At 54.5% G+C, this 24,697-nt stretch carries 25 protein-coding genes; 10 read left to right on the top strand and 15 right to left on the bottom strand.

The window, feature by feature from the left end; genetic code table 11:
• Positions 1–107: 107 nt before the first annotated feature.
• The gene (gene rlmM, locus MWU64_RS03550) at positions 108–1,184 is read left to right on the top strand and encodes a 23S rRNA (cytidine(2498)-2'-O)-methyltransferase RlmM (protein WP_247061056.1); all 1,077 of its coding nucleotides are present in this window, start codon (positions 108–110) and stop codon (positions 1,182–1,184) included.
• Between the two features lie 5 nt (positions 1,185–1,189).
• On the opposite strand, the gene MWU64_RS03555 is transcribed toward rlmM, so the two are convergent.
• Entirely contained in the window at positions 1,190–1,483 is a 294-nt protein-coding gene (locus tag MWU64_RS03555) for an antibiotic biosynthesis monooxygenase family protein (RefSeq protein ID WP_247061058.1), read from the bottom strand.
• 82 nt (positions 1,484–1,565) lie between these two features.
• Here MWU64_RS03555 and tusA point away from each other — a divergent pair, with 82 nt between their 5' ends.
• Positions 1,566–1,808, top strand: coding sequence for a sulfurtransferase TusA (gene tusA / locus MWU64_RS03560; RefSeq protein ID WP_247061060.1), 243 nt, complete (start codon positions 1,566–1,568; stop codon positions 1,806–1,808).
• A gap of 15 nt (positions 1,809–1,823) precedes the next feature.
• Here tusA and dsbD read toward each other — a convergent pair whose 3' ends face one another.
• The gene (gene dsbD, locus MWU64_RS03565; RefSeq protein ID WP_247061062.1) at positions 1,824–3,707 is read right to left on the bottom strand and encodes a protein-disulfide reductase DsbD; all 1,884 of its coding nucleotides are present in this window, start codon (positions 3,705–3,707) and stop codon (positions 1,824–1,826) included.
• A 122-nt stretch (positions 3,708–3,829) separates the two neighbouring features.
• Between dsbD and MWU64_RS03570 the strand changes: the two genes are divergently transcribed.
• The 3 genes from MWU64_RS03570 to pdxB are packed head-to-tail and all read left to right on the top strand — an operon-like array spanning position 3,830 to position 6,892.
• Entirely contained in the window at positions 3,830–4,420 is a 591-nt protein-coding gene (locus MWU64_RS03570) for an elongation factor P hydroxylase (protein WP_247061065.1), read from the top strand.
• Complete coding sequence (locus tag MWU64_RS03575; protein ID WP_247061067.1) at positions 4,417–5,715, top strand: DEAD/DEAH box helicase; 1,299 nt, start codon at positions 4,417–4,419, stop codon at positions 5,713–5,715. Before MWU64_RS03570 ends, MWU64_RS03575 begins: the two co-directional genes overlap by 4 nt.
• Positions 5,716–5,737: 22 nt before the next feature.
• A complete protein-coding gene (gene pdxB / locus MWU64_RS03580) occupies positions 5,738–6,892 on the top strand; it encodes a 4-phosphoerythronate dehydrogenase PdxB (protein ID WP_247061069.1) in 1,155 nt (384 codons plus the stop codon).
• A 73-nt stretch (positions 6,893–6,965) separates the two neighbouring features.
• Here the strand turns inward: pdxB and htpX are convergent, their stop codons facing one another.
• The 3 genes from htpX to MWU64_RS03595 form a co-directional block, all read right to left on the bottom strand.
• Positions 6,966–7,847 carry a protease HtpX gene (gene htpX / locus MWU64_RS03585; protein ID WP_247061071.1) on the bottom strand — a complete coding sequence of 294 codons (882 nt, stop codon included), beginning with the start codon at positions 7,845–7,847 and terminating at the stop codon, positions 6,966–6,968.
• 93 nt (positions 7,848–7,940) lie between these two features.
• Positions 7,941–8,414, bottom strand: coding sequence for a hypothetical protein (locus tag MWU64_RS03590; protein ID WP_247061073.1), 474 nt, complete (start codon positions 8,412–8,414; stop codon positions 7,941–7,943).
• Positions 8,415–8,425: 11 nt separating this feature from the next.
• Positions 8,426–9,640: a pyridoxal phosphate-dependent aminotransferase gene (locus tag MWU64_RS03595; RefSeq protein WP_247061075.1), complete on the bottom strand. Its 1,215-nt coding sequence runs from the start codon at positions 9,638–9,640 to the stop codon at positions 8,426–8,428.
• Positions 9,641–9,895: 255 nt separating this feature from the next.
• Between MWU64_RS03595 and MWU64_RS03600 the strand changes: the two genes are divergently transcribed.
• Both MWU64_RS03600 and MWU64_RS03605 read left to right on the top strand, forming a co-directional pair.
• Positions 9,896–10,381, top strand: a complete 486-nt coding sequence (locus tag MWU64_RS03600; RefSeq protein WP_247061077.1) for a glutathione peroxidase — start codon at positions 9,896–9,898, stop codon at positions 10,379–10,381.
• Positions 10,359–10,847, top strand: a complete 489-nt coding sequence (locus MWU64_RS03605) for a MarR family transcriptional regulator (RefSeq protein WP_247061079.1) — start codon at positions 10,359–10,361, stop codon at positions 10,845–10,847. The genes MWU64_RS03600 and MWU64_RS03605 overlap by 23 nt, the downstream gene beginning before the upstream one ends.
• On the opposite strand, the gene MWU64_RS03610 is transcribed toward MWU64_RS03605, so the two are convergent.
• On the bottom strand, positions 10,801–12,792 hold the full coding sequence (locus MWU64_RS03610) for an ATP-binding protein (protein WP_247061081.1): 1,992 nt from the start codon (positions 12,790–12,792) through the stop codon (positions 10,801–10,803). The genes MWU64_RS03605 and MWU64_RS03610 overlap by 47 nt on opposite strands.
• 39 nt (positions 12,793–12,831) lie before the next feature.
• Entirely contained in the window at positions 12,832–13,602 is a 771-nt protein-coding gene (locus MWU64_RS03615) for a hypothetical protein (protein ID WP_247061083.1), read from the bottom strand.
• 228 nt (positions 13,603–13,830) lie between these two features.
• Between MWU64_RS03615 and MWU64_RS03620 the strand changes: the two genes are divergently transcribed.
• Positions 13,831–14,832: a LysR family transcriptional regulator gene (locus tag MWU64_RS03620; protein ID WP_247061085.1), complete on the top strand. Its 1,002-nt coding sequence runs from the start codon at positions 13,831–13,833 to the stop codon at positions 14,830–14,832.
• Here MWU64_RS03620 and MWU64_RS03625 read toward each other — a convergent pair.
• The 8 genes from MWU64_RS03625 to MWU64_RS03660 form a co-directional block, all read right to left on the bottom strand.
• Complete coding sequence (locus tag MWU64_RS03625; protein WP_247061087.1) at positions 14,821–15,786, bottom strand: GNAT family N-acetyltransferase; 966 nt, start codon at positions 15,784–15,786, stop codon at positions 14,821–14,823. The genes MWU64_RS03620 and MWU64_RS03625 overlap by 12 nt on opposite strands.
• 3 nt (positions 15,787–15,789) lie before the next feature.
• The gene (locus tag MWU64_RS03630; protein ID WP_247061090.1) at positions 15,790–16,941 is read right to left on the bottom strand and encodes a cupin domain-containing protein; all 1,152 of its coding nucleotides are present in this window, start codon (positions 16,939–16,941) and stop codon (positions 15,790–15,792) included.
• Positions 16,942–16,956: 15 nt separating this feature from the next.
• Positions 16,957–18,324 (bottom strand): adenylosuccinate lyase, encoded by a 1,368-nt coding sequence (gene purB / locus MWU64_RS03635; protein WP_247061092.1) that lies wholly within the window; start codon positions 18,322–18,324, stop codon positions 16,957–16,959.
• Positions 18,325–18,399: 75 nt separating this feature from the next.
• A complete protein-coding gene (gene hflD / locus MWU64_RS03640; RefSeq protein WP_247061094.1) occupies positions 18,400–19,020 on the bottom strand; it encodes a high frequency lysogenization protein HflD in 621 nt (206 codons plus the stop codon).
• Complete coding sequence (gene mnmA / locus MWU64_RS03645; protein WP_247061096.1) at positions 19,017–20,195, bottom strand: tRNA 2-thiouridine(34) synthase MnmA; 1,179 nt, start codon at positions 20,193–20,195, stop codon at positions 19,017–19,019. The genes hflD and mnmA overlap by 4 nt, the downstream gene beginning before the upstream one ends.
• Before the next feature lie 51 nt (positions 20,196–20,246).
• Positions 20,247–20,696: an NUDIX hydrolase gene (locus MWU64_RS03650; RefSeq protein ID WP_247061099.1), complete on the bottom strand. Its 450-nt coding sequence runs from the start codon at positions 20,694–20,696 to the stop codon at positions 20,247–20,249.
• Complete coding sequence (locus MWU64_RS03655) at positions 20,693–21,340, bottom strand: pseudouridine synthase (protein ID WP_247061116.1); 648 nt, start codon at positions 21,338–21,340, stop codon at positions 20,693–20,695. The genes MWU64_RS03650 and MWU64_RS03655 overlap by 4 nt, the downstream gene beginning before the upstream one ends.
• A gap of 133 nt (positions 21,341–21,473) precedes the next feature.
• Positions 21,474–21,731 (bottom strand): cold shock domain-containing protein, encoded by a 258-nt coding sequence (locus MWU64_RS03660; RefSeq protein WP_247061118.1) that lies wholly within the window; start codon positions 21,729–21,731, stop codon positions 21,474–21,476.
• A 288-nt stretch (positions 21,732–22,019) separates the two neighbouring features.
• Here MWU64_RS03660 and clpS point away from each other — a divergent pair, with 288 nt between their 5' ends.
• Both clpS and clpA read left to right on the top strand, forming a co-directional pair.
• Positions 22,020–22,379 carry an ATP-dependent Clp protease adapter ClpS gene (clpS, locus tag MWU64_RS03665; protein WP_114333516.1) on the top strand — a complete coding sequence of 120 codons (360 nt, stop codon included), beginning with the start codon at positions 22,020–22,022 and terminating at the stop codon, positions 22,377–22,379.
• Between the two features lie 18 nt (positions 22,380–22,397).
• A complete protein-coding gene (gene clpA, locus MWU64_RS03670) occupies positions 22,398–24,668 on the top strand; it encodes an ATP-dependent Clp protease ATP-binding subunit ClpA (protein ID WP_247061120.1) in 2,271 nt (756 codons plus the stop codon).
• Positions 24,669–24,697: the final 29 nt, after the last annotated feature.

Here is a 24,697-nt window from a genome sequence, read left to right on the forward strand (position 1 = left end):
GAGGGTTAACTGTAGCGCGAGTAATCAAGTATCACTGTTAAGCAGGTTAAATTTCATCCCTGTCGGTGTGTCAGAAATCCGGCATAAACTGAATACGTAGGTAATGAATGCAGCAGGTAATGTTGATATGCCGGCCCGGCTTTGAGGCGGAAGCCGGGCAGGAACTGATGGATCAGGCCGCAGAGAAGGGTGTTTTCGGGTACTTCCAGCCTGAGCGGAATTCCGGTCAGGTACGTTTTACGATCGCGGGCAGCGAATCCGCCGAGGCGCTGATGGCTCGGCTGCCCATGAACCAGCTGGTATTTTCTCGTGATTGGTTTGCCGTGGTGGGCGAATGTGAGTTGCCAGCGAAGGATCGAGTGGGAGCGATCGTGGGGTTTCTCCGGGAGCACGATTGGACGGGCGTTGATTGCGCTCGCGTAGAGGTACGATTGCCCGAAAATAATGATGATAAAGACCTTGGCAACTTTGCCCGTAAATGGGTTGCTCCCTTATCTCGGGGACTGCGCGAAGCCGGCTTGTTGATGGCCGATTCGAAAGCGCGAGCCAACGTTCGTTTGGAGGTGCTGCTTAACGACTTTGGTACCGCGGTAGTGGGCTTTAGCCTCGAAGGTAATCGCTCGCCTTTTCCTGACGGCATTCTTCGTTTGCGCCTGCCTGCCTCGGCACCGAGCCGCTCAGCTCTGAAGCTGGAAGAAGCCTGGAAAGTGTTTTTGCCGAAAGAGCGCTGGCTGGATTATCTGGGGGGTGGTAAAAAAGCCGTCGATCTTGGCGCAGCGCCAGGCGGTTGGACTTGGCAGTTAGTACAACAGGGCATGCTGGTGTCTGCAGTCGATAACGGGCCAATGAACCCGGAATTGATGGCTAGCGGGCATGTTGAACATGTGGTAGCCGATGGTTATAGCTGGCAGCCGAAGCGTGCCGTAGACTGGATGGTGTGTGACATCATTGATAAACCGCAGCGTACGGCAAAGTTGGCGGTTGATTGGCTAGGTAGCAGACTTTGCCGGTACACCGTATTCAATCTGAAGCTACCTATGAAAAAGCGTTACGAAGAATGGCTGACCTGCCGGGATATGATTATCCGAGGGTTGGAAGAAGCGGGCCTTAACTGCACGTTAAAGGCCCGGCACCTGTATCATGACCGCGAAGAAATCACGTGTTTTATTGAGCGGCATGAATAGAGTTTTCAAGGCATAGGGCTTTGATACAGAACGGTGATATGCTCGTCCTGATCCATCATGGGCACCAGCTCAGACATCAGGTCTTTGCGCTCTTCGGAATTGTACCAGCGGTCCCAATCCATCTCTGAGCGCCAGTTGGCCAGAGTAATGCGGTGGTTAGGATCTTTGCTGTCGACCAGAGTTTCGCCCGAGACGAAGCCGGGAGCACTGACCGCCTGCTGCAGCACCTTTCGGGCGCGATCTTCGTAAGCGGCTTCAAGTGTCTCGGCAATGTGGCGTTCAATTAAAACCCGAATCATGTAAGTCTCCCGTTTTTTCGTTGCTATAAACAATAATTTAGCACCGAATCCTTAAAATCACGAGAACCAGAGGAAGTCAGATTTGGAGGACCAGAATTTTCACGCGGAATTGGATACCCGGGGCTTGTTTTGTCCCGAACCGGTGATGATGTTGCACACGCGCATCGCCGATGTGGAGGTTGGGCAGATATTAAAAGTGATTGCGACCGACCCCTCGACCACTCGGGATATCCCTCGTTTTTGCCAGTTTCTGGGGCATGAGCTTCTCGAGCATGGCGAGCAGGGCGGGGAGTTCGTCTATCTGATCAAGCGATGTGACGCCTGATCAGATATGTGGTTGTTAACCTTGATGTGCTGAGCTTAGCTGGCCGAGGTGATTGAGGAATTCCTGTTTGTCCATCTCGCCCAGAACGCGGGCTTCGGCCATTTCTTCCCCTTTGCCGTCATAAAACAGAATAGACGGGGGGCCGAATAAGCCAAGCTCATCAAGAAGTGCTTGTTGGGCTGGCGTGTTGTCGGTCATGTCGATTTGCAGCAAAGTGAAAGGCCGCAAAGCCTGAATCACGTCGGGTTGATTGAATACATTGCGCTCCATCACTTTGCAGGAAATGCACCAGTCTGCGTAGAAATCCAGCATCACGGGTTGGCCTGCTGTCTGGGCCTGTCTCAGTAACGAACGAATCTGTTCGGGATCTTCGACGCGATCAAAGTTGGCGTGGGCTTGCGTGGCACCCTGGCTGACCCCGGCCGTAGCGGTGAAGGGGGCCAGAGGGCGGAGGGGATCCGTGGCGCCACTGACCGCGCCTGCCAGTAATGCCAAACCGTAGGCAAACAGTACCAATCCGACGCCTTTTCGGGTGCGCCCCCAGCCAGCCTTTGCCGCATCGAATGCGCCCAGTTGAACGGCTGTAACAGTGATCAGCAAGCCCCATAGCGTAAGCCCGGCCCAAGCAGGAATCATTCTCTCGATCAGCCAGATCGCAACGGCCAGTAACATCACGCCGTAGAAATGTTTAACGGTCGTCATCCAGCGGCCAGACGTGGGCAGGAGTTTGCGGCCACCCACGGCCACGAGTATTAACGGCACGCCCATGCCTAAGCCGAGTGACAGTAGGGCAACCCCGCCGATGACAGCGTCCTGGGTGGTCGAGATGTACAGCAGACTGCCCGCCAGAGGGGCAGAGACGCACGGCGAAACCACCAAGGCCGAAAGGGCGCCGATTCCGAAGATGCCCAATACGCGTCCACCTGTCAGCCGTTGGCTGGCATCATTGAGTGTTTCCCGGATAAACCGGGGCAATTGGATCTCGAACAGGTCGAACATGGATAGTGCAAACACCACAAACAAAGTGGCAAACACTCCCAGTACCCAAGGGGACTGAAGTTGGGCTTGCAGGTTAAAACTGGCGCCCAGTAAACCGGTGATAACCCCGGCCGCTGCGTAGGTAATCGCCATGCCGAGCACGTAGCTGCCGGACAGCAGAAGCGCGTGCGCCGTGGTGCGGGTGTTTTGGCCCGATACCATGCTGGAAATGATCGGCACCATGGGGAGCACGCAAGGGGTGAAGGTCAAACCTAAACCCAACAAAAAGAACAGGCCTGCGATCATTCCTATGGATTGACTGGATAAAAAGTCTGCAAGTCCACTGGCGCTGCGGGTGTCCGTGCTCGCTTCGGATGGCGCAGTGCTCTTTGAGGGCGGCGTGTTGACGGCGGATTGAGAGTTGCCGGAGCCAGGGTAATAAAGAACGTCGTGATTTTGTGGCGGGTAACACAGGCCTGCTTCGGCGCAGCCCTGAAATGATACCTGCAAGTTGGCTTCGGTAACCCCCTCAGGCAAAGACATCGGGTAGCGAACCTCGACAGGGTCGAAGAATACCGTCATCTCTCCGAAAAATTCGTCGTTGGTCAGAGTGCCTGGCAATGAATACTGTGGTTCGCCAACGGTGACACCATCGGTCAAGGGGGTCACGGTAATACGGCTTTTGTATAAATAATGCTCAGGCGCGATGTCCCACGACAACACAAGCTCGCCCCCGTCAGACGTATAGTTAAAGGGCAGAGCTTGCTCCACAGGCAAAAAATCGCTGTTCGAAGTGTTAAAGAAAGAGCTTCCTGCCGCGTGTGCTGTGGCGGTAACAAAAAAGCTGAATAGTGCGAAAACAGCAACAGCGGACAGCACTTTGGGTGACATAAAGCGCTGAGCTCGTGGGGACACTGTCATGGCGGTTCTAATATCCTGTGTCATCAATGCATGTAGAGGTTACGTCCGGGGGGATTGACCAGGCGGCCTGTCAGAAGTTCCCGCTGGTATTGCCTGCTTTAAAGTCGCACAATAGCGAACCAATGAATCACAATCCAGACGATCTTATCATGCTGTTTAATGACCTGTTCCGGGAAACGCACCGGACTGTGCTGGTCAAAGGCAGTGACGAACCAGAGTATCTGCCAGCCAGCGAACCTGACGGGCTCGCCAGGGTTGTGTTTGCCCATGGTTTTTTTGCCAGTGCGCTACACGAAATTGCGCATTGGTGTCTGGCCGGTGCGCATCGCCGTACACTCCATGACTACGGTTACTGGTATTGCCCCGATGGGCGTACGCCCGAGCAACAGCAAGCATTTGAAAGCGTTGAAATAAAGCCTCAAGCCATTGAGTGGCTGTTTTCGCTGGCCGCCGGGTCACGTTTCCATATCAGCGTGGACAATCTGGCAGGCAATGGCGCAGCTAACGATCAGGCCTTCCGCGCTAACGTACGCAAACAGGCTAAACACTATCTCGAACACGGTTTGCCTGAGCGCGCGCAAGCATTTTTCGAAACCCTGAAAGATTTCTACAAAACTTCGGCCCGTTTTATGCAGAGCTGGAACCTCGACCAGGTTCGCATCGCACCAGCGGGCATGGAGACTGATCAAACAAGGACATCCGAAATTTTATGACGATTGAGACAAAAGACACCAGTAAATTGCGTTTCAGTGATTTGAACCTGGATCAGAAATTGCTCGATGCCATCAGTAAAATTGGCTTCGAATATTGCACGCCCATTCAAGCCGAAACACTGCCCTGGACGCTGGCCTGTGAAGACCTGATTGGTCAGGCGCAAACCGGTACGGGAAAAACCGCGGCGTTTTTGATTACCGCAATCCAGACACTTCTGGAGACGCCAGTAAAAGAGTCGGACCGTTATGCGTCTGAGCCGCGAGTGCTTGCATTGGCGCCGACCCGTGAACTGGCCATGCAAATCGCCAAGGATGCAGAGCATCTGTGCCAGTACACCGGCCACAACGTGGTCACGGTGGTGGGCGGCATGAATTACGATAAACAGCGAGAGCAACTACAGAACGAAGTGGTTGATATTCTGGTTGCGACACCGGGGCGTTTGATCGATTTCCTTGGCTCACAGGATGTGTACCTCGATCAGCTCGACATCCTGATTCTGGATGAGGCTGACCGCATGCTGGATATGGGCTTTATCCCCGATGTAAAGCGCATTATCCGCAAGTGCACGCCCAAGGATGAGCGCCAAACGTTGTTGTTCAGCGCTACCTTTAATCAGGATGTTTTGAATCTGGCCTCTATGTGGACCCAAAACGCCGAGTTCGTCGAAATAGAGCCTGAGCAAAAAACTGCTGAACGGGTAGAGCAGACCGTTTATTTGATCTCTGACGATGAAAAACTGCCAGTGCTGGTGAACTACCTCAAGCGTCCGGAAGTGGAAAAGGCTATTGTCTTTGCCAACCGTCGTGATCAGTGCCGGGATCTCGAAGAGGATCTCAAGAATCAGGGGGTTAAAGTCTCGTTGATGTCGGGTGAAATCGCACAGAACAAACGCCTTAAGACCTTGGATCAATTCAAGAAAGGCGATATTCAGGTGTTGGTAGCAACCGATGTAGCGGGTCGTGGTATCCACGTAAACGGCGTGACCCATGTGTTCAATTACAACCTGCCGGAAAATGCGGAGGACTATGTTCACCGTATCGGGCGGACCGGCCGGGCGGGGCAGACCGGTGTATCCATCAGTTTTGCCGGTGAAGACGATGCGTATGCACTGCCGTCTATCGAAACCTACATCAGTCAGAAGCTGAAAACCGCGATACCGGAAGAGGACTTGATGGTTGCGATGGAGCATCCACCCATCACCCGTAAGCGGGGAGGCCGAAGGCCTCAAGGCAACCGTAGCAGCGGCGGACGCAGTACCGGAGGGCGTGGCCCTCAGCGCACTCGTCGCAACTGATTAGCGTGATAAGGAGCGGGTTATGTTGATCGTTGCTGATGAGAATATTCCGTTATTGGACTCATTTTTCGGGGATATCGGCGAGATCCGCCGGGTAACCGGACGGGGGCTGACCCGGAACGAAGTTAAAGATGCGGATGTACTGTTGGTTCGTTCGGTGACTCGTGTGAATCGCGAGTTGCTGGAAGGGACTCGCGTGCGTTTCGTGGGCACAGCAACGATTGGTACAGATCATGTCGATGTGGAGTGGCTCAAAGCGCACGGCATTGGTTTCTCGGCGGCCCCGGGCTGCAATGCGGGAAGCGTTGCCGAGTACGTTCTGGCAGTCATTTCATTGTTGGCTGATCAACGGGATCTGAGCGATTGGTCCACTCTGAGTGTTGGTATCGTGGGCGCTGGAAACGTCGGTGGTGAGCTTGCCAGAATGCTGGAGCGCCTTGATTTCGAGGTGAAGTTGTGCGATCCGCCACGACAGGATGCCGAACCAGAGAACGCCGATGATTTTGTCAGCTTGTCAGAGGCACTGACTTGCGATGTGGTGACCTTCCACACCCCGTTGACCCGAACCGGCGATCACCCGACTTATCACATGGTGTCCGAGCAGCAACTTGCCACGCTGCATGCCGGCCAGCTGCTCATCAATGCCGGGCGAGGCGAGGTTATTGACGGTACGGCTTTGGTGCGCCGGCTGGAACAGCCTGACGCGCCGGTTGTCGTGCTGGATGTCTGGGAGAATGAGCCCGCGATTGACCCTGAGCTGGTTAATAAAGTGTGGCTGGCAACACCGCACATTGCCGGCTACAGCCTGGAAGGGAAAATGCAGGGTACCGAAATGGTGTACCAGGCTTTGTGTCGATTCTTGGGCCTGCCGGTGCGCAAAAAGGCCGGGCAATTTTTGCCTGAACCCGCCTTGAGCAAGATGACGTTTACCCGTAATGCTATTGAAGATGAGGCGCTGCGCCTTGCGCTCGGAGCCTGCTACGATCCGAGAAAGGATGATCTGCGGTTAAGGCGTGCAATGAAAGAATCGTCGGATAAGCGGGCAGAAGCTTTCGACCGGTTGCGCCGGGATTATCCGGTGCGCCGCGAGTGCTCGAGTCTGAAGATCCAATTGAAGGGCAGCAGCAAATCGCTGCAGGATCGGTTCAGGGCGATGGGTTTCAAGCTTAAAATCTGATGAAAGATCCCGATTGTAAACAAGAAGGGGGCGCTGGTGCGCCCCCTTCTTGTTTTAAGCATCTGTTCCGGTGTTAAAGGGAAGCTTTTTGCAAAGCGGCAATACGATCTTCCAGTGGCGGGTGAGTCATAAACAAGGCTGCCAGGCCCGAGCGTGAGCCGCGGTTGATGCCGAAGGCTTGTAGCGTGTCCGGCATTTGATCCGGAACCTCGCTTTCTTGTTTCAGGCGAGCCAAAGCGTTGATCATGGCGCCTCGGCCGGCTAATTGCGCGCCGGCAATATCGGCACGAAATTCCCGGCGGCGAGAGAACCAGAATACAATGGTGCTCGCCAGAATGCCTAGCAGGATTTCGGCCACGAAGCTGACGATGAAAAAGCCCATGCCGTGGCCATCTTCGTTTTTAAACACAACGCGGTCCACGAATGAGCCGATCACCCGTGACGCGAAAATCACGAAGGTGTTTACAACACCTTGGATCAACGACAGCGTGACCATATCACCGTTTGCCACATGGCCAATCTCATGGCCTAGCACGGCACGAATTTCATCTTGGTTGAATCGATGGAGCAGGCCTTCGCTGACCGCCACGAGAGCATCGTTTTTGTTCCAGCCCGTAGCAAACGCGTTGGACTGAGAAGCAGGAAAAATCGCCACTTCGGGCATGCCGATGCCTGCTTTCTGAGCGAGTTCTGCAACCGTTTCCATCAACCAACGCTCGGCAGGGGTTCGGGGGGATTCAATAACCCGGGCTTTGGTGCTCCACTTGGCCATTGGCTTAGAGATCAGCAGGGAAATAAAGGAGCCCGCAAAGCCGAACACCGCTGCGAAAATCAGCAGCGAACTGTAGTTGATACCCTGATGGGCCAGATAGCTGTCAACCCCGAGCAAACGCAGGGTAAAACTTGCTACCAGAATAACGGCCAGGTTAGTGGCCAGAAACAACAAAATGCGCATAGAGTTTTCCTGTTTAAGATTACGCCAAACGTCGTTTTCTATCTGACCGATATATAAGGGTTGGGTTCACGTCTTCAAGAGGCTGAAGGCGATTTAATGCACCGTTTGAACGTCTCGGTCGAGGAAAAACGTCGCCTGCACAATCTGGCTGATCTGGCTTGAACTGCCGCTCTTCAGAGCCGTTCGCAGAAGGTGGATATAGGTTGAGCGGTCCCGCTCGACAGAGGTGGGCAGTTGGTAATCGCCCGGGATTGGATCAAACTTCGCGGTCAATGCCTGCGGTGCCGGCGCACTCAGGCGTGTGAATGCGCTCCGGGACAACACCGCTTGATCAAGAGCTTCCTGCCGGATGGTGTCCACATAGCGGAGAAAACCCTCCTCAGACAGCCAGAGTAACGCGCCAAAGCAGGCCATGTGCCGTTTGCTGTGCAGCCCGAAATCATCCGGGTCGTCCGGGCCCGCTATGTCCTCCACGAACAAGCTGATGCGCCGCGGGAAGGCGGCGTACAACTGGGCCAGAGCGATGGCAACGTCTTTGTAAAACTCTTCTACGTGTATATCGGCCATGATTGCCCCGATTACTGCCGGTAATGTTCCAGGAAGTTGCCCAAGCGTCCCATGGCATCGGCCAGCGCTTCTTTGCGCGGCAGGAACACGACGCGCAGATGCTGGTGATCATCAACGTTAAACGCCGAGCCTTGTACCAGAAGAATCTTTTCCTGCAAGAGCAGGTCCAGAACCAGTTTCTCGTCGTTATGGATCGGGAAATGTTTCGGGTCCAGCCTTGGAAACAGGTAAAGCGCACCCTGAGGTTTTACGCAGCTGACGCCGGGTATGTCGTTCAGCATGCGCCATGCGGTGTCCCGCTGTTCGTAAAGGCGGCCGCCAGGGGCGACAAGATCGTTAATAGACTGGTAACCCCCCAAGGCTGTCTGAATGGCAAGTTGCGCAGGTACGTTGGCGCACAGGCGCATGTTGGACAGCATTTCGATGCCTTCGATCAGATCTTTGGCTCGGTGTTTGGCGCCACTGATGATCATCCAGCCTGCGCGGTAGCCCGCGGCCCGGTAGTTTTTGGACAAACCGTTGTAGGTGAAAAACAGCACGTCGTCCGCCAGGGACGCGGTGGACGTGTGCACGGTGCCGTCGTAGAGGATCTTATCGTAGATCTCGTCCGACAGTATGATCAGGTTGTGCTTTCGGGCCAGTTCGATTACCTGATGCAACAACTCGACGGAATAGACAGCGCCGGTCGGATTATTCGGGTTGATCAATACAATGGCTTTGGTGCGCGGAGTGATCTTCTTTTTGATGTCGTCGATGTCCGGGAACCAGTTCTGCTGTTCGTCGCAGCGATAGTGTACCGGCTTGCCGCTGGACAGAGTTACCGCAGCTGTCCACAGTGGATAATCCGGGGCCGGGATGAGTACTTCGTCACCGGTGTTGAGCAGCGCCTGCATGGACATAACAATCAGCTCGCTGACGCCATTGCCCAGATAAATGTCATCAATATCAACTTTAGCGATACCGCGCTGCTGACAGTAGTGCATGACCGCTTTGCGAGCCGAAAACAGGCCTTTTGATTCAACATAACCCTGCGCCTGAGGCATGTTGTAAATCACGTCCTGTTGGATTTCTTCCGGAACGTCGAGTTCGAACGCCGCCGGGTTACCGATGTTCAGCTTAAGAACGCGGTGCCCCTCTTCTTCCAGCCTGCGCGCCTCCCGAAGAACCACGCCGCGGATTTCGTAACACACATTGTCGAGCTTGGCGGATTTAGAGAAGTTATGCATGGCGTGCAGAGGTCCTTAACTTAGCAGTCTGGAAGAGTTATACGGGATAACACAAGCATCCTATTCTAGCGGAGGGAGGGGCAGGGGTAACAGGGGCAAATGTGTTCAATTGTGGCGAAATCGGGAGAGTTTACGGCCGAATGTTGAAGTAAAAGTTCGGAGGTACGGTATGTGTCTTCCATTCAGTAATGGTTTTCTCCAATTAAATTGTGCACAATGTAATTCGAGCGATTCATACTTAAAGGAACAAAAGAGATGGCGAACGAATCGATTTATGATTTCAGTGCGAAGGATGTCAAAGGCAACGACGTCGCGATGGCCAACTACAAGGGCAAGGTGTTGTTGATCGTAAACACGGCATCCAAATGCGGTTTCACGCCGCAATTTGACGGCCTGCAGGAACTGCATAGCGAACTCGGAGCCAAAGGTTTCGAGGTTCTTGGTTTCCCCTGCAACCAGTTTATGAATCAAGACCCGGGTAGTAATGAATCCATCAGCGAGTTTTGTTCGCTGAATTACGGTGTCGATTTTCCGATGTTCGCGAAGATTGATGTGAACGGCGACGACACCCACCCTCTGTATCGTTTTCTGAAAAAAGAAGCGAAAGGCTTGATGGGCAGCGAGAAAGTGAAATGGAACTTTACCAAGTTTCTGGTCAATAAGGACGGTCAAGTGGTGCGACGCTATGCGCCAACGGTTAAGCCAGCGGACATCCGGAATGACATCGAAAAGTTGCTCTGAATCTCACCGGGCCGACCAGCTTCTGGCTTTGGACAACCAACTGTGTTTTGCGCTGTACGCGGCCAATAGGGCGGTTACCGCCCGATACCGGCCGCTGCTGAAAGAGCTGGGGCTGACCTATCCTCAATACTTGGTAATGTTGGTGCTTTGGCAGCAGGACCAGATTGGCCAATCATCAACGGTGTCGCAGATCGGTGAGAGGTTGCGACTGGATTCCGGTACCTTGACACCGTTGTTGAAAAGGTTGGAAGAGCGCTCCTTGTTGACGCGTACGCGCGGAACCGATGATGAGCGAGTGGTGAAGGTCGCGCTGACGAGCGCTGGGCGGTTGTTGCGCGCCGAGGCAGCATTTGTTCCCGGGCGCTTGTTATGTGGTCTTGATGTGGACCCGGCACGGCTAGCCTCGTTGAGGGGCGAACTCAGGGATCTTCTTGAGGTTCTGGAGGGGAAGGAGCCCAGCGCATAATAGCTGCTTTCAGCTCTTCGCGATTATAGGGTTTAGTGATGTAGTCGTTCATGCCAGAGGCAAAGCATTCCTCTTTGTCTCCTTGCATAACGTTGGCGGTTACCGCGATTATTGGCAGGTCCTTCCAGTGAGGGTTGCGCCGTATCTCACGAGTGGCTTCGTAGCCATCCATTACGGGCATTTGGCAGTCCATAAGCACAATATCGTAGCTTTCGCGTTTGAGGGCCTCAATCGCGCGCTGTCCGTTTTCCGCGTTGTCCACCTTGTGACCCAGACGCCGAAGAATGGCGCTCGCCACCAACTGGTTTACATGATTGTCTTCTACCAGAAGAATCTTCAGCACGGTTAGTGGTGCGGACGGTTTTTCCTCTGGCTGTGACGCTTCCTGGATCGGTTCATCGTGGACCGGCAAGGGCAGCGTAACCGTAAAGTGCGTGCCTTTACCGGGCGTGGAATCGACCTCGATCCTGCCGTTCATTCGGTCAACCAGCTGTCGGCAAAGTGTAAGGCCTAGTCCAGTGCCACCGTAAAGGCGCGTGGTGTCGGTATCGGCTTGAGAGAACGGCGAAAAGATCTTGTGCAAGCCCTGCCGCGACATCCCGATGCCGGTATCGATGACTTCGATGCGAAGCTTTCCGGATGAATAGCTGGCCCTGACCTTAACCTTGCCTTGGTCGGTAAACTTGATGGCGTTACTCAGCAGATTGTTGAGTACCTGGCGAGTCCGCGTCGGGTCACCCAGAAAGTATTCGGGTAAGTCGCTGTCGATCTCGTTGACCAAGGCAATACGCTTGCGGCGGGCTTGCTGTGCGTGCAGCGTTGTGCATTCACTGATCAACTCCCGCGCTGAAAACGGAATAATCTCAAGGCTCAGTTTTCCGGCTTCAACTTTCGATATATCCAGGATGTCATTGAGAAGGTCCAGCAGGTTTTCGCCTGCCTTTGAGGCAATTTCGATGCGGCTCTTTTGCCGGGGATCGGCTTCGTCTTCTAAGGCCAGTCCAAGCATGCCGAGCATGCCGTTAAGCGGTGTGCGTATTTCATGACTCATGCTAGCGAGAAAGTTGGCACGGGCACGGGCTCTGCGTACGGCGTCTTCTTTCGCTTTGACAAGGGCCCGGTTGCCCCGTTGAAGTGCCGTGTTTTTCTCTGAAATTTCACGAGTTCGCTCGTCGACTTCATTTTCCAGATGCGTCGAATAGTTCTTCATGGTCCGCTCTGCAGAGCGGAGCTTGGCAACGCTGGCCTCCATGTTTTGCAGGTGGTCGTTGATGATCCCGACCATTGAACCAATCTCGTCTTGTTCATGGTTCTGTGGGACTGGGAGCCGGACTTTCTCTGGCGACCGGTTGTTTGCCTGCCCCAAGGCTCTGATCAACCCCATCATCGGGCGGGTCAATACAACGTAAAAAATGATCAGTAGTGCCAGCGTCAGCACCAGGCTTTTCAGCAAACCGATTAGAAGCGTGTTGCCCGCCCGCTTCAGAAACTGGAGGCCATAGTGGTAGGTGTCGATGGTGAGAACCAGGCGGCCAAGGAACAGATCTTTAAGTTGGGGAACCTGCAGCGTTTCGGAAAATGTGCGGCTTTGCCCGAACAGTGAATCACTGATCCAGCGATACGGCGAGCTGACACTTGGAGTGCTGGAGGCGGCCATTGTTTTGTGGTCGCTGTCAATAATTCGGGCATCGATCGTGGCCGGGTGCAGTAATAATCCGTCCAACAGTTCTTCCGCAAGACGGACATCAATGTTGTAGGCAATCTGTGACGCAGGACTGCGGCTGATCTCAAGCAGGGCGTGAACCTCCTGGTCCATCGCATCCAGAGCATTGGAGTAGTCCAGGGCAATTTGGATCAGGTTCAACAGCAGCCCTAACGCCATGGCAACCAGAACGGTATCCCGGGTGAGGCGATATGAAAGCCGTTGTTTGAACCTGTTGAACACGGTGAGGGGTAGTCCTTATTTTGTGTTTAAGCCTTCGGGTTAATCGTCGAAGTCTTTTCGTTTTTTCCAGGACTCTTCATCTTGTAACATGTCGTCCCATTCCTGATCGAGTTTCGTGCCGTGCTCCGCAACGGTGTCTTCATCGTGCAAACTCGCTTCTAGCTCTTTGATTCGCGTACGGAAGCTTTTCACCGCTTTTAATGCCAGCGGGTTGTCCTTTGATTTATTCATTTCCATGCTGGCCGAATGGTAGGCGTGAATGGCTTTGCGAATTTCGTTATGGCGAATGTGGTCTCGAGCTTGAAATACGTGCAGGTCAGCATGGGTTTTATGGATCAGAAACAACACATATTTAAGATTTTGCTTGGCTGTTGGGCCATCAATTCGACCGCTTTTATGCATACTCTCGATTAGCTTGAATAGATTGTTCAAGTGCTCCTGAACCTGCTTGGACTTCTCTGGAGAATCGATTTTAACGGGAGGGTGTTTGTCGGTTTTATCAAGAACCTGCTGACGGGTTTGTTTAACGGTATCTAGCCACTTATCCACGGGCTTATCGGTTTTGAGAGCAGCCAGATTTTTACAGGCGTCCTCCATTTGCTTGAGCAGGATAAGCTTGAGCCCTGAATTCAAATACTGGCCCGGAATCTCGGTGAGCAGTCGCGAGGCACGATTGTAGCTGTCGCGCTGATCCCGAATTTTTCGCATGCGTTCGATGCGGGCCTTTTCCCGCATCTGGGTAACCACGATGATCACTAAAGACAGGACAACGATAGCCGAAAGTATGATGACGATGGTGGTCGTTTCCATGTTCAGGGCGTGGCTCCGAATAGATTGGCAAAGAAGGCAGTGCGTGGGGTGCCAACGAATTTTGCGATATAACAGTCTGAAAGACTAGCAGAATTCTTCGGATTCGTCCGCTTGATGGTGATGCGCGCTGATGCCCTATAGATTTCATGAATTGTGATAAGTCGGTATATTAGTGGGGTGAATGAGCTAGGCCTTCACGTTCTCATTTCTGGTCGCGAGGTGTTGTTAATGGATATTTCCCGTGTGGATCTTAATTTGCTGGTCTACCTCGATGTGTTGCTGCGGGAGCGGAACGTCACCAAAGCGGCCAACCATCTGGGCATCACCCAGCCGGCTATGAGCAATGGATTGAGGCGGCTTCGGGACCTTTTCGGTGATCCGATCCTGGTGCGCACCAGCGAAGGAATGACCGCCACAGAGCGGGCGCAGGAATTGCAGCCGCTGGTACGTTCCATTCTCTCGAACATTGAGCAGGCCGTTCAGGAGAAAACGCCTTTCGCGGCAGAGAACAGTCAGCGGGTGTTTCGGATTATGGCCAGTGACTATGCGGAATCCTGCCTTATGCCGCGTGTGTTGCGCCGAATTCGGCAGGAAGCGCCGCACGTTACGCTGGATGTGCTGACGCCGAGTGATGTCAGCTTTCTGGATGTCGAACAGGGCCGTTTGGATATGGCGATCAACCGGTTCGACAAGATTCCACAATCGTTTCACCAGAAAACGTTGTGGACGGAATACTTCGCGTGCTTGATGAATGCCCATAATCCGGTGCTGGTGGAACCCTTCACCTTGGACACCTATCTGGATGCAAGTCATATCTGGGTAAGCAAAACCGGATTTGGTGTGGGGGTAGGGGTTAACCCGAAAGACGTACAGCGTTTAGGCTGGGTGGACGAAGCGCTGGGCTTAATGGGTCGTAAACGGCAGATCTCAGTGTTCACGCGGCACTATCAGGTGGCTATGTTGCTGGCTGAGCAGCACGATTTGATCGCAACCTTGCCATCGCGGGCGGCCTGGCTGCAAAAAGATAACCCGAACCTTGTGGTGAAGGTGCCGCCGTTTGAAATCCCGCCGTTCGAATTGAAAATGGCTTGGAGCCCGCTGCTGCAACATAACTCAGATCATCAATGGCTGAGAAAGCTGGTTGCCGAAGTTGCGGAAGAAGTGGACGACGAATTTGTCCCCTTTGGCGCGCAATTTGAATCGCCGCAGGCGCTGGGGTCAGATCGGTAGTTCGCGCAGTTCCAGTGATGGTTGGGCGGTGTCCCACATGCGCTGGAAAGCCTCTTCTTTAAGTTTCAGCCGCCGCCCGGCGGTGAAATTGGCGAATCCTTCAGGTTTATTGAAGTCGTGGCGGCAGAGCAGGCCGTCGCGATCGACCACGATGAAGGCTTGGTCGTCTTGCGGATAATCGTCGTTGATGACACGTAGTTCGATGCGGCTGGGCAATCGGCGCATCAGCTCGATCAGGCGGTGGCGTTTTTGTACCAGGGGTTTGTCGTCGTGTATCAGAATGCGAACATCGCTCAGGCGGTGCTGGCGAGCAACGGCGGAAATCAGTTCGCGCAGCTGGTGGCGGTCGTACCGGTCATGGTCCAGTAGGCGATCGTAAATCCAGAGACGTTGTCTTGCCTGACCCACCAACGAATCCATCAGTCCCAGAAACGTGGATTCCTGGTCGAACAACCAGCTCTCGGTGTCTGTCCCCATAATCAAGGGCTGTGCGCGATCCCTGAGCCCATGATGAGCGAGAGCCGGGGCCAGGCAGCGCATATCCAGATGAGGAATGCCGGCATCGTCATAGGGGGATGAGCACACGTGAAAGCCGCTGCGCTGATAGAAACCGATAGCATGTTGCTGGGCTGAGAGCCTGAGTTCCTGATAGCGCCCGGAAGATTCTTTCAGCAGATGCTGTATGAGAGCTTCGCCAATGCCTTGTCCGCGATATTCCGGCAGCACGGCCATGCGCCCGATGTAGCCGGTTTCTTCCAGGGCGGAGAACAGTCGCGCGGTGGCAATGGGCTGGTTGTTTGAATCGACCGCCAGGTAATGATCGGCGATCTCGTCTGTGTCATCCCACTCCAATTCCGCTGGCACTTGTTGTTCATCGATAAACACCCGTTGGCGGATATCGCGGATGGAGCCGGGAGCCAGTTGCCAGCTGTATTTGCGGAATCGTGGAGTCATTGCTTACTCGAAGTACACGGAGCCTTGGTTGTACAGCGTGGTTAGCAGGCCCACAAGCGCTTCATCCTCAGCAAAGGATGCCAGCTTGGATGGATCGATGCGGGCACCTGAGCACAGAAGAGGCGCGATCGGTTGAGCATCACCTCTCAGTAAATATTGTTCGCCGTCTACGAACAGGGCGGTTTCGCCTTCAAATTCGTGGTAGGCGAAGCGCGACCCTTCGTTCCAGCGTAGCTGCTCACCGGCTTCGATGGCTGCAATCAGGTCTTCGGGCGTTGCGGGCTCTTCCGCAGGCACGACGATATCGAGGCTTTTCGGGGCCGTGGTGTATTGGCCAAACCAGAGCGCCAGTTTGCGACGGTCGCTGATTTGTTCGCGAATAACGTGATCAAGGCGATCAATCACGTCCGGAGAAATAGTGCCGGGGTTGTCCTGAACTTTTAGGTCGGGGTCGCCCAGATGCTCCGCGGCTTTTTCCTGGTTGCACAGGAAATCGGTAAAGCCGGTCAGCATGTCATCGATCGTCGGCGCTCGGAAGCCGATCGACAAGGTAATGCAATCGTCTTCAGCAACACCGTGGTGGCCGACTCCGGGAGGAAGGTAAAGCATGTCGCCCGGTGCCAGTGTGACGGTTTCTTCTCCGTCCCAGCTGCTGAGGATTCTCAGGGGCGTGCCTTCAACTCTGGGGGAGGTGTGGTCGCAATGACCACCAAAGGTCCAGCGCCGATGGCCCTCTGCCTGCAGCAAAAACACATCGTATTGGTCGTAATGCGGGCCTACGCTGCCGCCCTTGGGCGCATAGCTGGCCATGATGTCATCCAGCCGCCAGTTGGGCACGAAACGAAACGCTTCCAGCAAATCGGATATTTCCGGCACCCAATGGTCGAGGCCTTGAACCAGTAAAGTCCAATCCTGATCCGGGAGGGTGCTGAACCGTTCCGGTGTGAACGGGCCGTTGTGTAGTTGCCAGGGCTTACCCGATTCGTTTTCAAGAACGATGCGGGATTCCACGGCTTCTTCACAGGCCAGACCCGCCAGTTCGTCCGGGCTGACCGGGCACTGGAAGCCGGGGAATGCCTGACGGATGACGAGGGGCTTCTTCTGCCAGTAGTCGCGCAGAAATTCAGAGGCTGTCAGTCCGCCAAGCATATCCATGGTGCTGCTCCAGATTTAGATGTTGCCGGCTTGTTCGACGGCGTTACCAATGTAGGTTTCCGGCGTCAGCGCGCGCAACTCGGCTTTCGCTTCTTCCGGAATCTCCAGTGTTTCCACGAAATTCTGAATCACTTCCGCTGACATGGTTTTGCCGCGGGTCAGATCCTTGAGCTTTTCGTAAGGCTTTTCGATGTTGTAGCGGCGCATCACCGTCTGTATGGGTTCCGCCAACACTTCCCAGGCGCTGTTCAGGTCTTCGCCCAAACGAACCGGGTTGATTTCCAGCTTGCCCAGACCTTTCATAGTAGCTTCGTAAGCAATCAGGCTGTGGGCAAAGCCGACGCCCAGATTACGCAGTACGGTCGAATCGGTCAGGTCGCGCTGCCAGCGGGAAATCGGTAACTTGGCCGACAAGTGCCCGAAGATGGCGTTGGCGATGCCCAGATTGCCTTCCGAGTTTTCGAAGTCGATCGGGTTGACCTTGTGCGGCATGGTAGAAGAGCCGATCTCGCCGGCAACCGTCTTCTGCTTGAAGTAACCCAGAGAGATGTAGCCCCAGATGTCACGATCCAGATCGATCAAGATGGTGTTGAAGCGGGCGATGGCATCGTACAGTTCCGCGATGTAATCGTGGGGTTCGATCTGAGTGGTGTACGGGTTCCAGTCGAGGCCGAGGCGTTCGATGAATTCTTTCGCATTGGTGGCCCAGTCTACCTGCGGGTAGGCAGACAGGTGCGCGTTGTAGTTACCGACGGCACCGTTGATTTTGCCCAGCAGCTCCACCGATTTGATCTGCTTAAGCTGACGGCGCAGGCGGTACACCACGTTTGCCAGTTCTTTGCCGACCGTAGTGGGGGAAGCCGTCTGACCGTGCGTGCGCGACAACATGGGCTGATCAGCGTGTTCTTTGGCAAGCTCGGCCAGTTTGTCGATCACTTTTTCCATGCCCGGTAGCAGGCCATGATCCAGGCCTTCACGCAGCATCAGGGCGTGAGACAGGTTGTTGATGTCTTCAGAGGTGCACGCGAAGTGAACAAACTCGGTAACGGCGTGCAGCTCGGGAACTTCGGCAATCTTCTCTTTGATGAGGTATTCAACCGCTTTGACATCGTGGTTGGTGGTGCGTTCGATTTCTTTGATGCGTTCCGCATCTGCGAGGCTGAATTCGCTGACCATTTTGTCCAGAAATGCATTGGCTTCCGCTGAAAAGGCTGGCACCTCGGTAATGGCCGGGTGTTCAGCGAGCTTTTGCAGCCAGCGGATCTCGACGGTTACCCGGTTACGGATCAGTCCGTATTCACTGAAGATGCTGCGAAATACGCTGACTTTGCTGCCGTAGCGTCCATCGACCGGGGAAATGGCGGTCAGGGCGTTGAGTTCCATCGAAAACCTCTCAGTTCATCAAAGAATCGGATAAGAATAGTAGGGGGTCTATGATACACCAGCCCGCGTCGCGAATCAGCGCAACAACTCGCGGGCGTGGTTGACCACTTTTTTACGGGCAAAAATCAGTTGCCAGCGACGGCCGCCGCATTGTCGCCAAAGCACCGCGGAACGAATACCGGCAAGGAGCAGCGCGCGAACCTTGGCGGCATTCTCGTCTTGCTGCAGGACTTGCGGATTGCCGCTGACCTGAATGCGCAAACGGAAGGTGCTGATAGTATCGGTGTAGATCGAGGCCAGATTGCCAATCAGATTACTGTGGTTGTAACCAAAATGGCTGGCAGTATGCCGTGCTTGTTCGATGCGGCTACCGATCACGTCAAGAAGGTCCGGGCTGCTTTTGAGCTTGGATTCCAGTTGCACCAGATTCAGCACATAGCGAAGTGTTTCAACATCCTCCGCGCCACTTTGCTGAGCCAGAGAGGTTGACAGTGCTTTCAGGCCTTCCCGTATATCGGACAACTCGCCACCGTACACGTCGAGAGTAGATGCGGGGTCGGTGGCAAACAGTGAGCGCAGCGAGGTTTCCAGGCTCTCTTCGTCGCACGTTCCTTTATGCGCAACTTGCTGAACCAAAGAGGCCGCCTGAAACAATCCGGCCAAGGCTAAGGTCTGGTCGTGCAGAGTGCGGCTCATGAACGCGCCTCAGCCGTATGGTTTTGATCCAAACGGCCTGGCAGTTCTTCGTTGTCGCGCCAGGTTTCTTCGATGACGCCACCGCCGAGGCACACGTCGTCGACATAAAATACTACCGACTGACCGGGTGTCACCGCCCGCTGGGCCTCGTCAAACACAACTTTCACGCCGCCGTCGATAACTGTGACCTCACAATCCTGATCCGGCTGGCGATAACGGGTTTTTGCCTTGCAGCGGAACTGCCTGGACGGTGCGTCGCCGGCAATCCAGTCTATCGGGCCGGATACCAGCCCACGGGAGAACAGCAGCGGATGGTGTTTGCCTTGCACTGCAACCAGCACGTTTCGACTCAAGTCTTTTTCGGCGACGTACCAGGGATCATCGCCGTATTTGGCCAGCCCACCAATGCCCAGGCCTTGGCGCTGACCAATGGTGTGGTACATCAATCCCTGATGCTTACCGATCACTTCGCCATCCGGGGTTTCAATGTTGCCGGGCTGGGCGGGCAGATACTGTTTCAGGAAATCGGTAAATTTGCGCTCGCCGATGAAACAGATGCCGGTGGAATCTTTTTTGTCGTGGGTGACAAACCCTTGCTCTTCCGCGATGCGGCGTACTTCGGGTTTTTCCAGTTCACCCACCGGGAACAGAGTACGGGCAATGCGATCACCGGATACGGCGTGCAGGAAGTAGCTTTGGTCTTTGTTCGGGTCCAGTCCTTTCAGCAGTTCGGCTTTACCGCTGCCATCGTTCAAAGGGCGTTGCCGGGTGTAGTGGCCCGTTGCGATGTAATCAGCACCAAGGGTTACGGCGTAGTCTAAGAACGCCCGGAATTTTACTTCCTTGTTGCACAAGATGTCGGGGTTGGGGGTGCGCCCGGCACTGTATTCTGACAAAAAATGCTCGAATACCCGGTCCCAGTATTCCGCGGCAAAGCTGGCGGTATGCAATTTGATGCCAATGGCGTCGGCCACCGCTTGCGCGTCGGCAAGATCGGTCATCGCGGTACAGTATTCCGTGCCGTCGTCTTCGTCCCAGTTCTTCATGAACAGGCCTTCCACCTGGTAGCCTTGGTCTTTCAACAACCAAGCGGCAACCGAAGAGTCTACACCGCCGGACATGCCAACGATGACGCGGGTGTTTTCTGGGGCTTTGGAATCTGGATGTGAAGTCATTTGCCTATTGATAACCGATTAGAAAGCGGCGATTTTACCACCTTGTGAGGGTTACGTCTGTCCGTCGATCACGACTTCAAGGGGGAATTGACGACCGTCTCGGTAATCCTCGATGCATTGCAGCACCAAAGGGCTGCGTAGTTTGCTTCCGAGATCCCGAATCTCGTCTATCGTCAGCCAGTGCGGTGCGATGATGCCGTTGTCCAGTTCGTCCGTGATCTTGCGAACCGGCTTGGCCGCGTAACAAAAGCGGTGATAGGTCACGCCGTTGGTCGGGGCTTTGTAGGTGTAAATACCCAGAAAATAAGTGGGTTCAACCTCCCAGCCCGTTTCTTCCAAGGTTTCCCGGCAGGCGGCCTCGAGGATCAGCTCGTCTTCTTCAATGTGTCCAGCCGGTTGATTAAAAACAACCTGACCGTTACTGAGTTCTTCGACCAGCAGGAATCGGCCTTGATCGTCTTCAGCAATGACAGCAACGGTTGCATGGGGTTTCCAGATCATTTTGAGAGGGTCCTCCTTTGGGGGCGGCGTGCTTTCGGTGAGCGAGAGCCGGTTCGGTGCGGCTTGCCGGGGGATGCCATTGGCGCGTCTGGAAGGTGCACGTGCTCTATGCGAAATTCGCCCGGCTTTAGCGTGCCAAGTGTCCAGTCACCAATTCGGTAACGGATCAATCTCAGGGTAGGGTAACCAACGGCCGCTGTCATTCTGCGTACCTGGCGGTTGCGACCTTCCGTAATGGTGAGCTCAATCCAGCTGGTGGGAATGGTTTCCCGGTGCCGAACGGGTGGGTTACGTGGCCACAGGTCAGGTGCGTCAAGTTTGCGGGCTTTCGCTGGGCGTGTCGGGCCGTCTTTCAGGTCCACGCCTCGGGATAGCTGGTCAATGGCAGCGTCCGATATGTCGCCTTCCACTTGGGCCCAGTAGGTTTTAGGCATTTTGTTGCGTGGCGAGGCGATGCGGTGTTGCAGGGGACCGTGATCCGTTAGCAGAAGCAGACCTTCGGAATCGTAGTCCAGCCGTCCAGCCGCGTAAAAACCCGGTTTTTTGATCCACTCTGCGAGGGTTGCCCGAGGGTTTTTGGGGCGCTCATCCGTGAATTGGCTGAGAACCTGAAACGGTTTGTTAAACAGGATGATGTCCGCCATTCACAGATTCCTGTCAGTTGCGGGTGGGCTAAGCTGACAAGCCTACTGTAATGGAAGCAATGAAAAAAGGATGGGTGTTGGCTCCCACCGGTGGATACCGGCAGGGAAGCGGTTGTGCCGGGCCGGGAGTGGCTCAGGCGTTTGCGGCTCGGGCGTCGTGCTGCGCGGGTGTGGTGTCGCTTGCGGCGACATCCGGCACGATGTTCACTGCATGAACGCCTTTGTCACTCGGCTTTTTATCAAACGTGACTGCCTGACCAGCTTTAAGGGTTTTGTAGCCTTCAATCTGGATGGAAGAAAAGTGCGCGAACAAATCGTCGCTGCAGCCGTCTTCTATAATGAAGCCGTATCCCTTGGCGTTGTTGAACCACTTAACCTTGCCCCTCGGCATGATGAACTCCCCCGTCCCTTAGCTGTCTCTTTTATTATTGGAGTGTTTATCCGTTGATAAACTTTCGCTGCATTCCGTTACATTAAATTACATACAATGTTAACTGTCGACCAATCAGGTTTCTGAGTCAAGGGTCACAGCTGATTGAATAAGTGTTTCATCAGGGTATGGAATCGGTATCATGTTCTCAGAGTCATAGATCCTGCGCTGGAATAGGTGCTTGCCTTGAAAATGTCTGGCCAGGTAACCACATTAAGATAGCCATCCGAATAATCGGTACATAGAACCATGCGGACAATTGAAAATTCTCTACTAATATTTAATCAGGGGGAGGACGACCAGCCCGGGCGTCAAGATGGGGTGAGTGTAGCGCCCGAGAAGCCGGCCCTGAAGCGTCCCGCCCGCTTTAGGGTGTTGCTCCTGAATGATGATTACACCCCGATGGATTTTGTGGTGGAAGTGTTGATGACGTTCTTCGGTATGAACGAAGAGAAGGCGACGCAGGTGATGCTGCTCGTCCATACGCAAGGAAAGGCCGTATGTGGGGTATATACCCGCGACATCGCAGAAACGAAAGCGGCGCAGGTGAACCAGTATTCTTCAGAATGCGAACACCCGTTGCTTTGCGAGATAGAACGCGCGGACTGACAGACCTAGGGGTAGCCCATGCTGAGTAAAGATCTTGAATTTACGCTGAATACAGCCTTCAAAAATGCCCGCGACAAGCGCCATGAATTCATGACCGTGGAGCATTTAATGTTGGCTCTTCTGGAAAATGAATCGGCAGTGGGAGTGTTAAAGGCCTGTGGTGCAGACCTCAAGCAGCTTGAGGATGAATTGATTGAGTTTGTTGATTCCACAACACCGCTGATTCCGTCCAGCGACGGCGACCGGGAAACCCAACCAACACTTGGTTTTCAGCGTGTGCTGCAGCGGGCCGTGTTCCACGTTCAGTCCTCGGGCAAAAAAGAAGTGACTGGCGCTAATGTGCTGGTGGCCATCTTTAGTGAACAGGAAAGTCAGGCGGTCTATGTTCTCAAGAAGCAGAACATTGCCCGGATCGACGTGGTGAATTTTGTTTCTCACGGTATTTCCCGTGTCCAGGGTGCCGAGGATCAGGAAGGAACCGATCACGCAGCGCAGGAAGATGCAGGCGAAGAAAGCGGCCATGCACGCCCGTTGGAAAGTTACGCTGCAAACCTGAACGAGCAAGCCCGCGAAGGGCGTATTGATCCTTTGATCGGTCGAGAGGTCGAGGTAGAGCGGGTTGTGCAGATTTTGGCTCGCCGCCGGAAAAACAACCCGTTGCTGGTGGGCGAGGCTGGCGTGGGTAAAACCGCCATTGCAGAAGGCTTGGCCCGGCGCATTGTTGACGGTGAAGTGCCGGACATCATCTCGGACGCGGTGGTTTACTCGCTTGATATGGGCGCCTTGCTGGCGGGTACAAAATACCGTGGCGACTTCGAAAAGCGCCTGAAAGGGCTGCTCGGCGATTTGAAAAAGCAGGAACACGCGATTTTGTTCATTGATGAAATCCACACCATCATCGGCGCCGGGTCGGCCTCGGGTGGCGTGATGGATGCGTCCAACCTGCTGAAGCCCATGCTCAGTTCCGGTGAGTTGCGTTGCATCGGTTCGACGACTTATCAGGAGTTCCGGGGCATCTTCGAGAAAGACAGCGCCCTGGCGCGTCGTTTCCAGAAGATTGATGTCAACGAGCCGAGCGTGGACGACACGTATCAGATCCTCAAGGGCCTGAAACCAAGCTTTGAAAAGCACCATGACCTGACCTATACCGATCAGGCGCTCAGGGTTGCAGCAGAGCTGGCGGACCGCTACATCACCGACCGGCACATGCCGGACAAAGCCATTGATGTGATTGATGAAGCGGGCGCGCGCCAGCGTCTGCAGCCGGAAGACAAACGCAAGAAATCGGTTGAAGTGGTTGATATTGAGGATGTGGTGGCCAGCATTGCCCGGATTCCGCCGAAGAATGTGTCCACCAGCGACAAAGATCTTCTGCGCAATCTGGAGCGCAACCTGAAGATGGTTGTGTTTGGGCAAGACCCGGCGATCGAATCTCTGTCTACCGCCATCAAGCTGGCTCGTGCAGGCTTGAAAGCGCCAGAGAAACCGGAAGGCGCATTCTTGTTCGCAGGTCCGACCGGGGTGGGTAAAACCGAGGTGACCAAGCAGTTGGCCAAAGTTCTGGGTATCGAGCTGGTCCGCTTTGATATGTCGGAATACATGGAACGACACACCGTGTCGCGCTTGATTGGCGCGCCTCCGGGCTACGTGGGTTATGACCAGGGCGGGCTGCTGACTGAGGCAGTCAACAAGCACCCGCACTGTGTGTTGCTGCTGGATGAAATCGAAAAGGCGCATCCGGAAGTGTTTAACCTGCTGCTGCAGGTAATGGATCACGGTACGCTGACGGATAATAATGGCCGCAAGGCGGATTTCCGGCATGTGATTCTGGTGATGACCACCAACGCTGGTGCAGAAAACATGGCTCGACGCTCGATTGGTTTCAGTGAGCAGGACCACAGCACCGATGGCATGGAGGTAATCAGCAAAACCTTCACGCCGGAATTCCGAAACCGTTTGGACGGCATCATCCAGTTCGGCGACCTGCAGAAGGGCACTATTACTCATGTCGTGGACAAGTTCCTGACCGAGCTGCAGGCGCAGCTGGACGAGAAACATGTGGTGCTGCATGTGAGCGAAGGGGCCAAGTCGTGGTTAGCAGAAAAAGGCTACGATGCGACTATGGGGGCGAGACCGATGGCGCGTTTGATTCAGGATAAGATCAAGCGGCCGCTGGCAGAGCAAATATTGTTCGGGAAATTGTCGGAGAAGGGCGGGGATGTGTTCATCCAGCTCGAAAACGACGAGCTTGTCTTTGAATACGAAGACGAACCGGCAGAAGCTCTCTGAAGCAACAAAAAAGCCCCGCATTAGCGGGG

Origin of the sequence: Marinobacter sp. S0848L (assembly GCF_023016065.1) — a bacterium.
Classification (GTDB): domain Bacteria; phylum Pseudomonadota; class Gammaproteobacteria; order Pseudomonadales; family Oleiphilaceae; genus Marinobacter.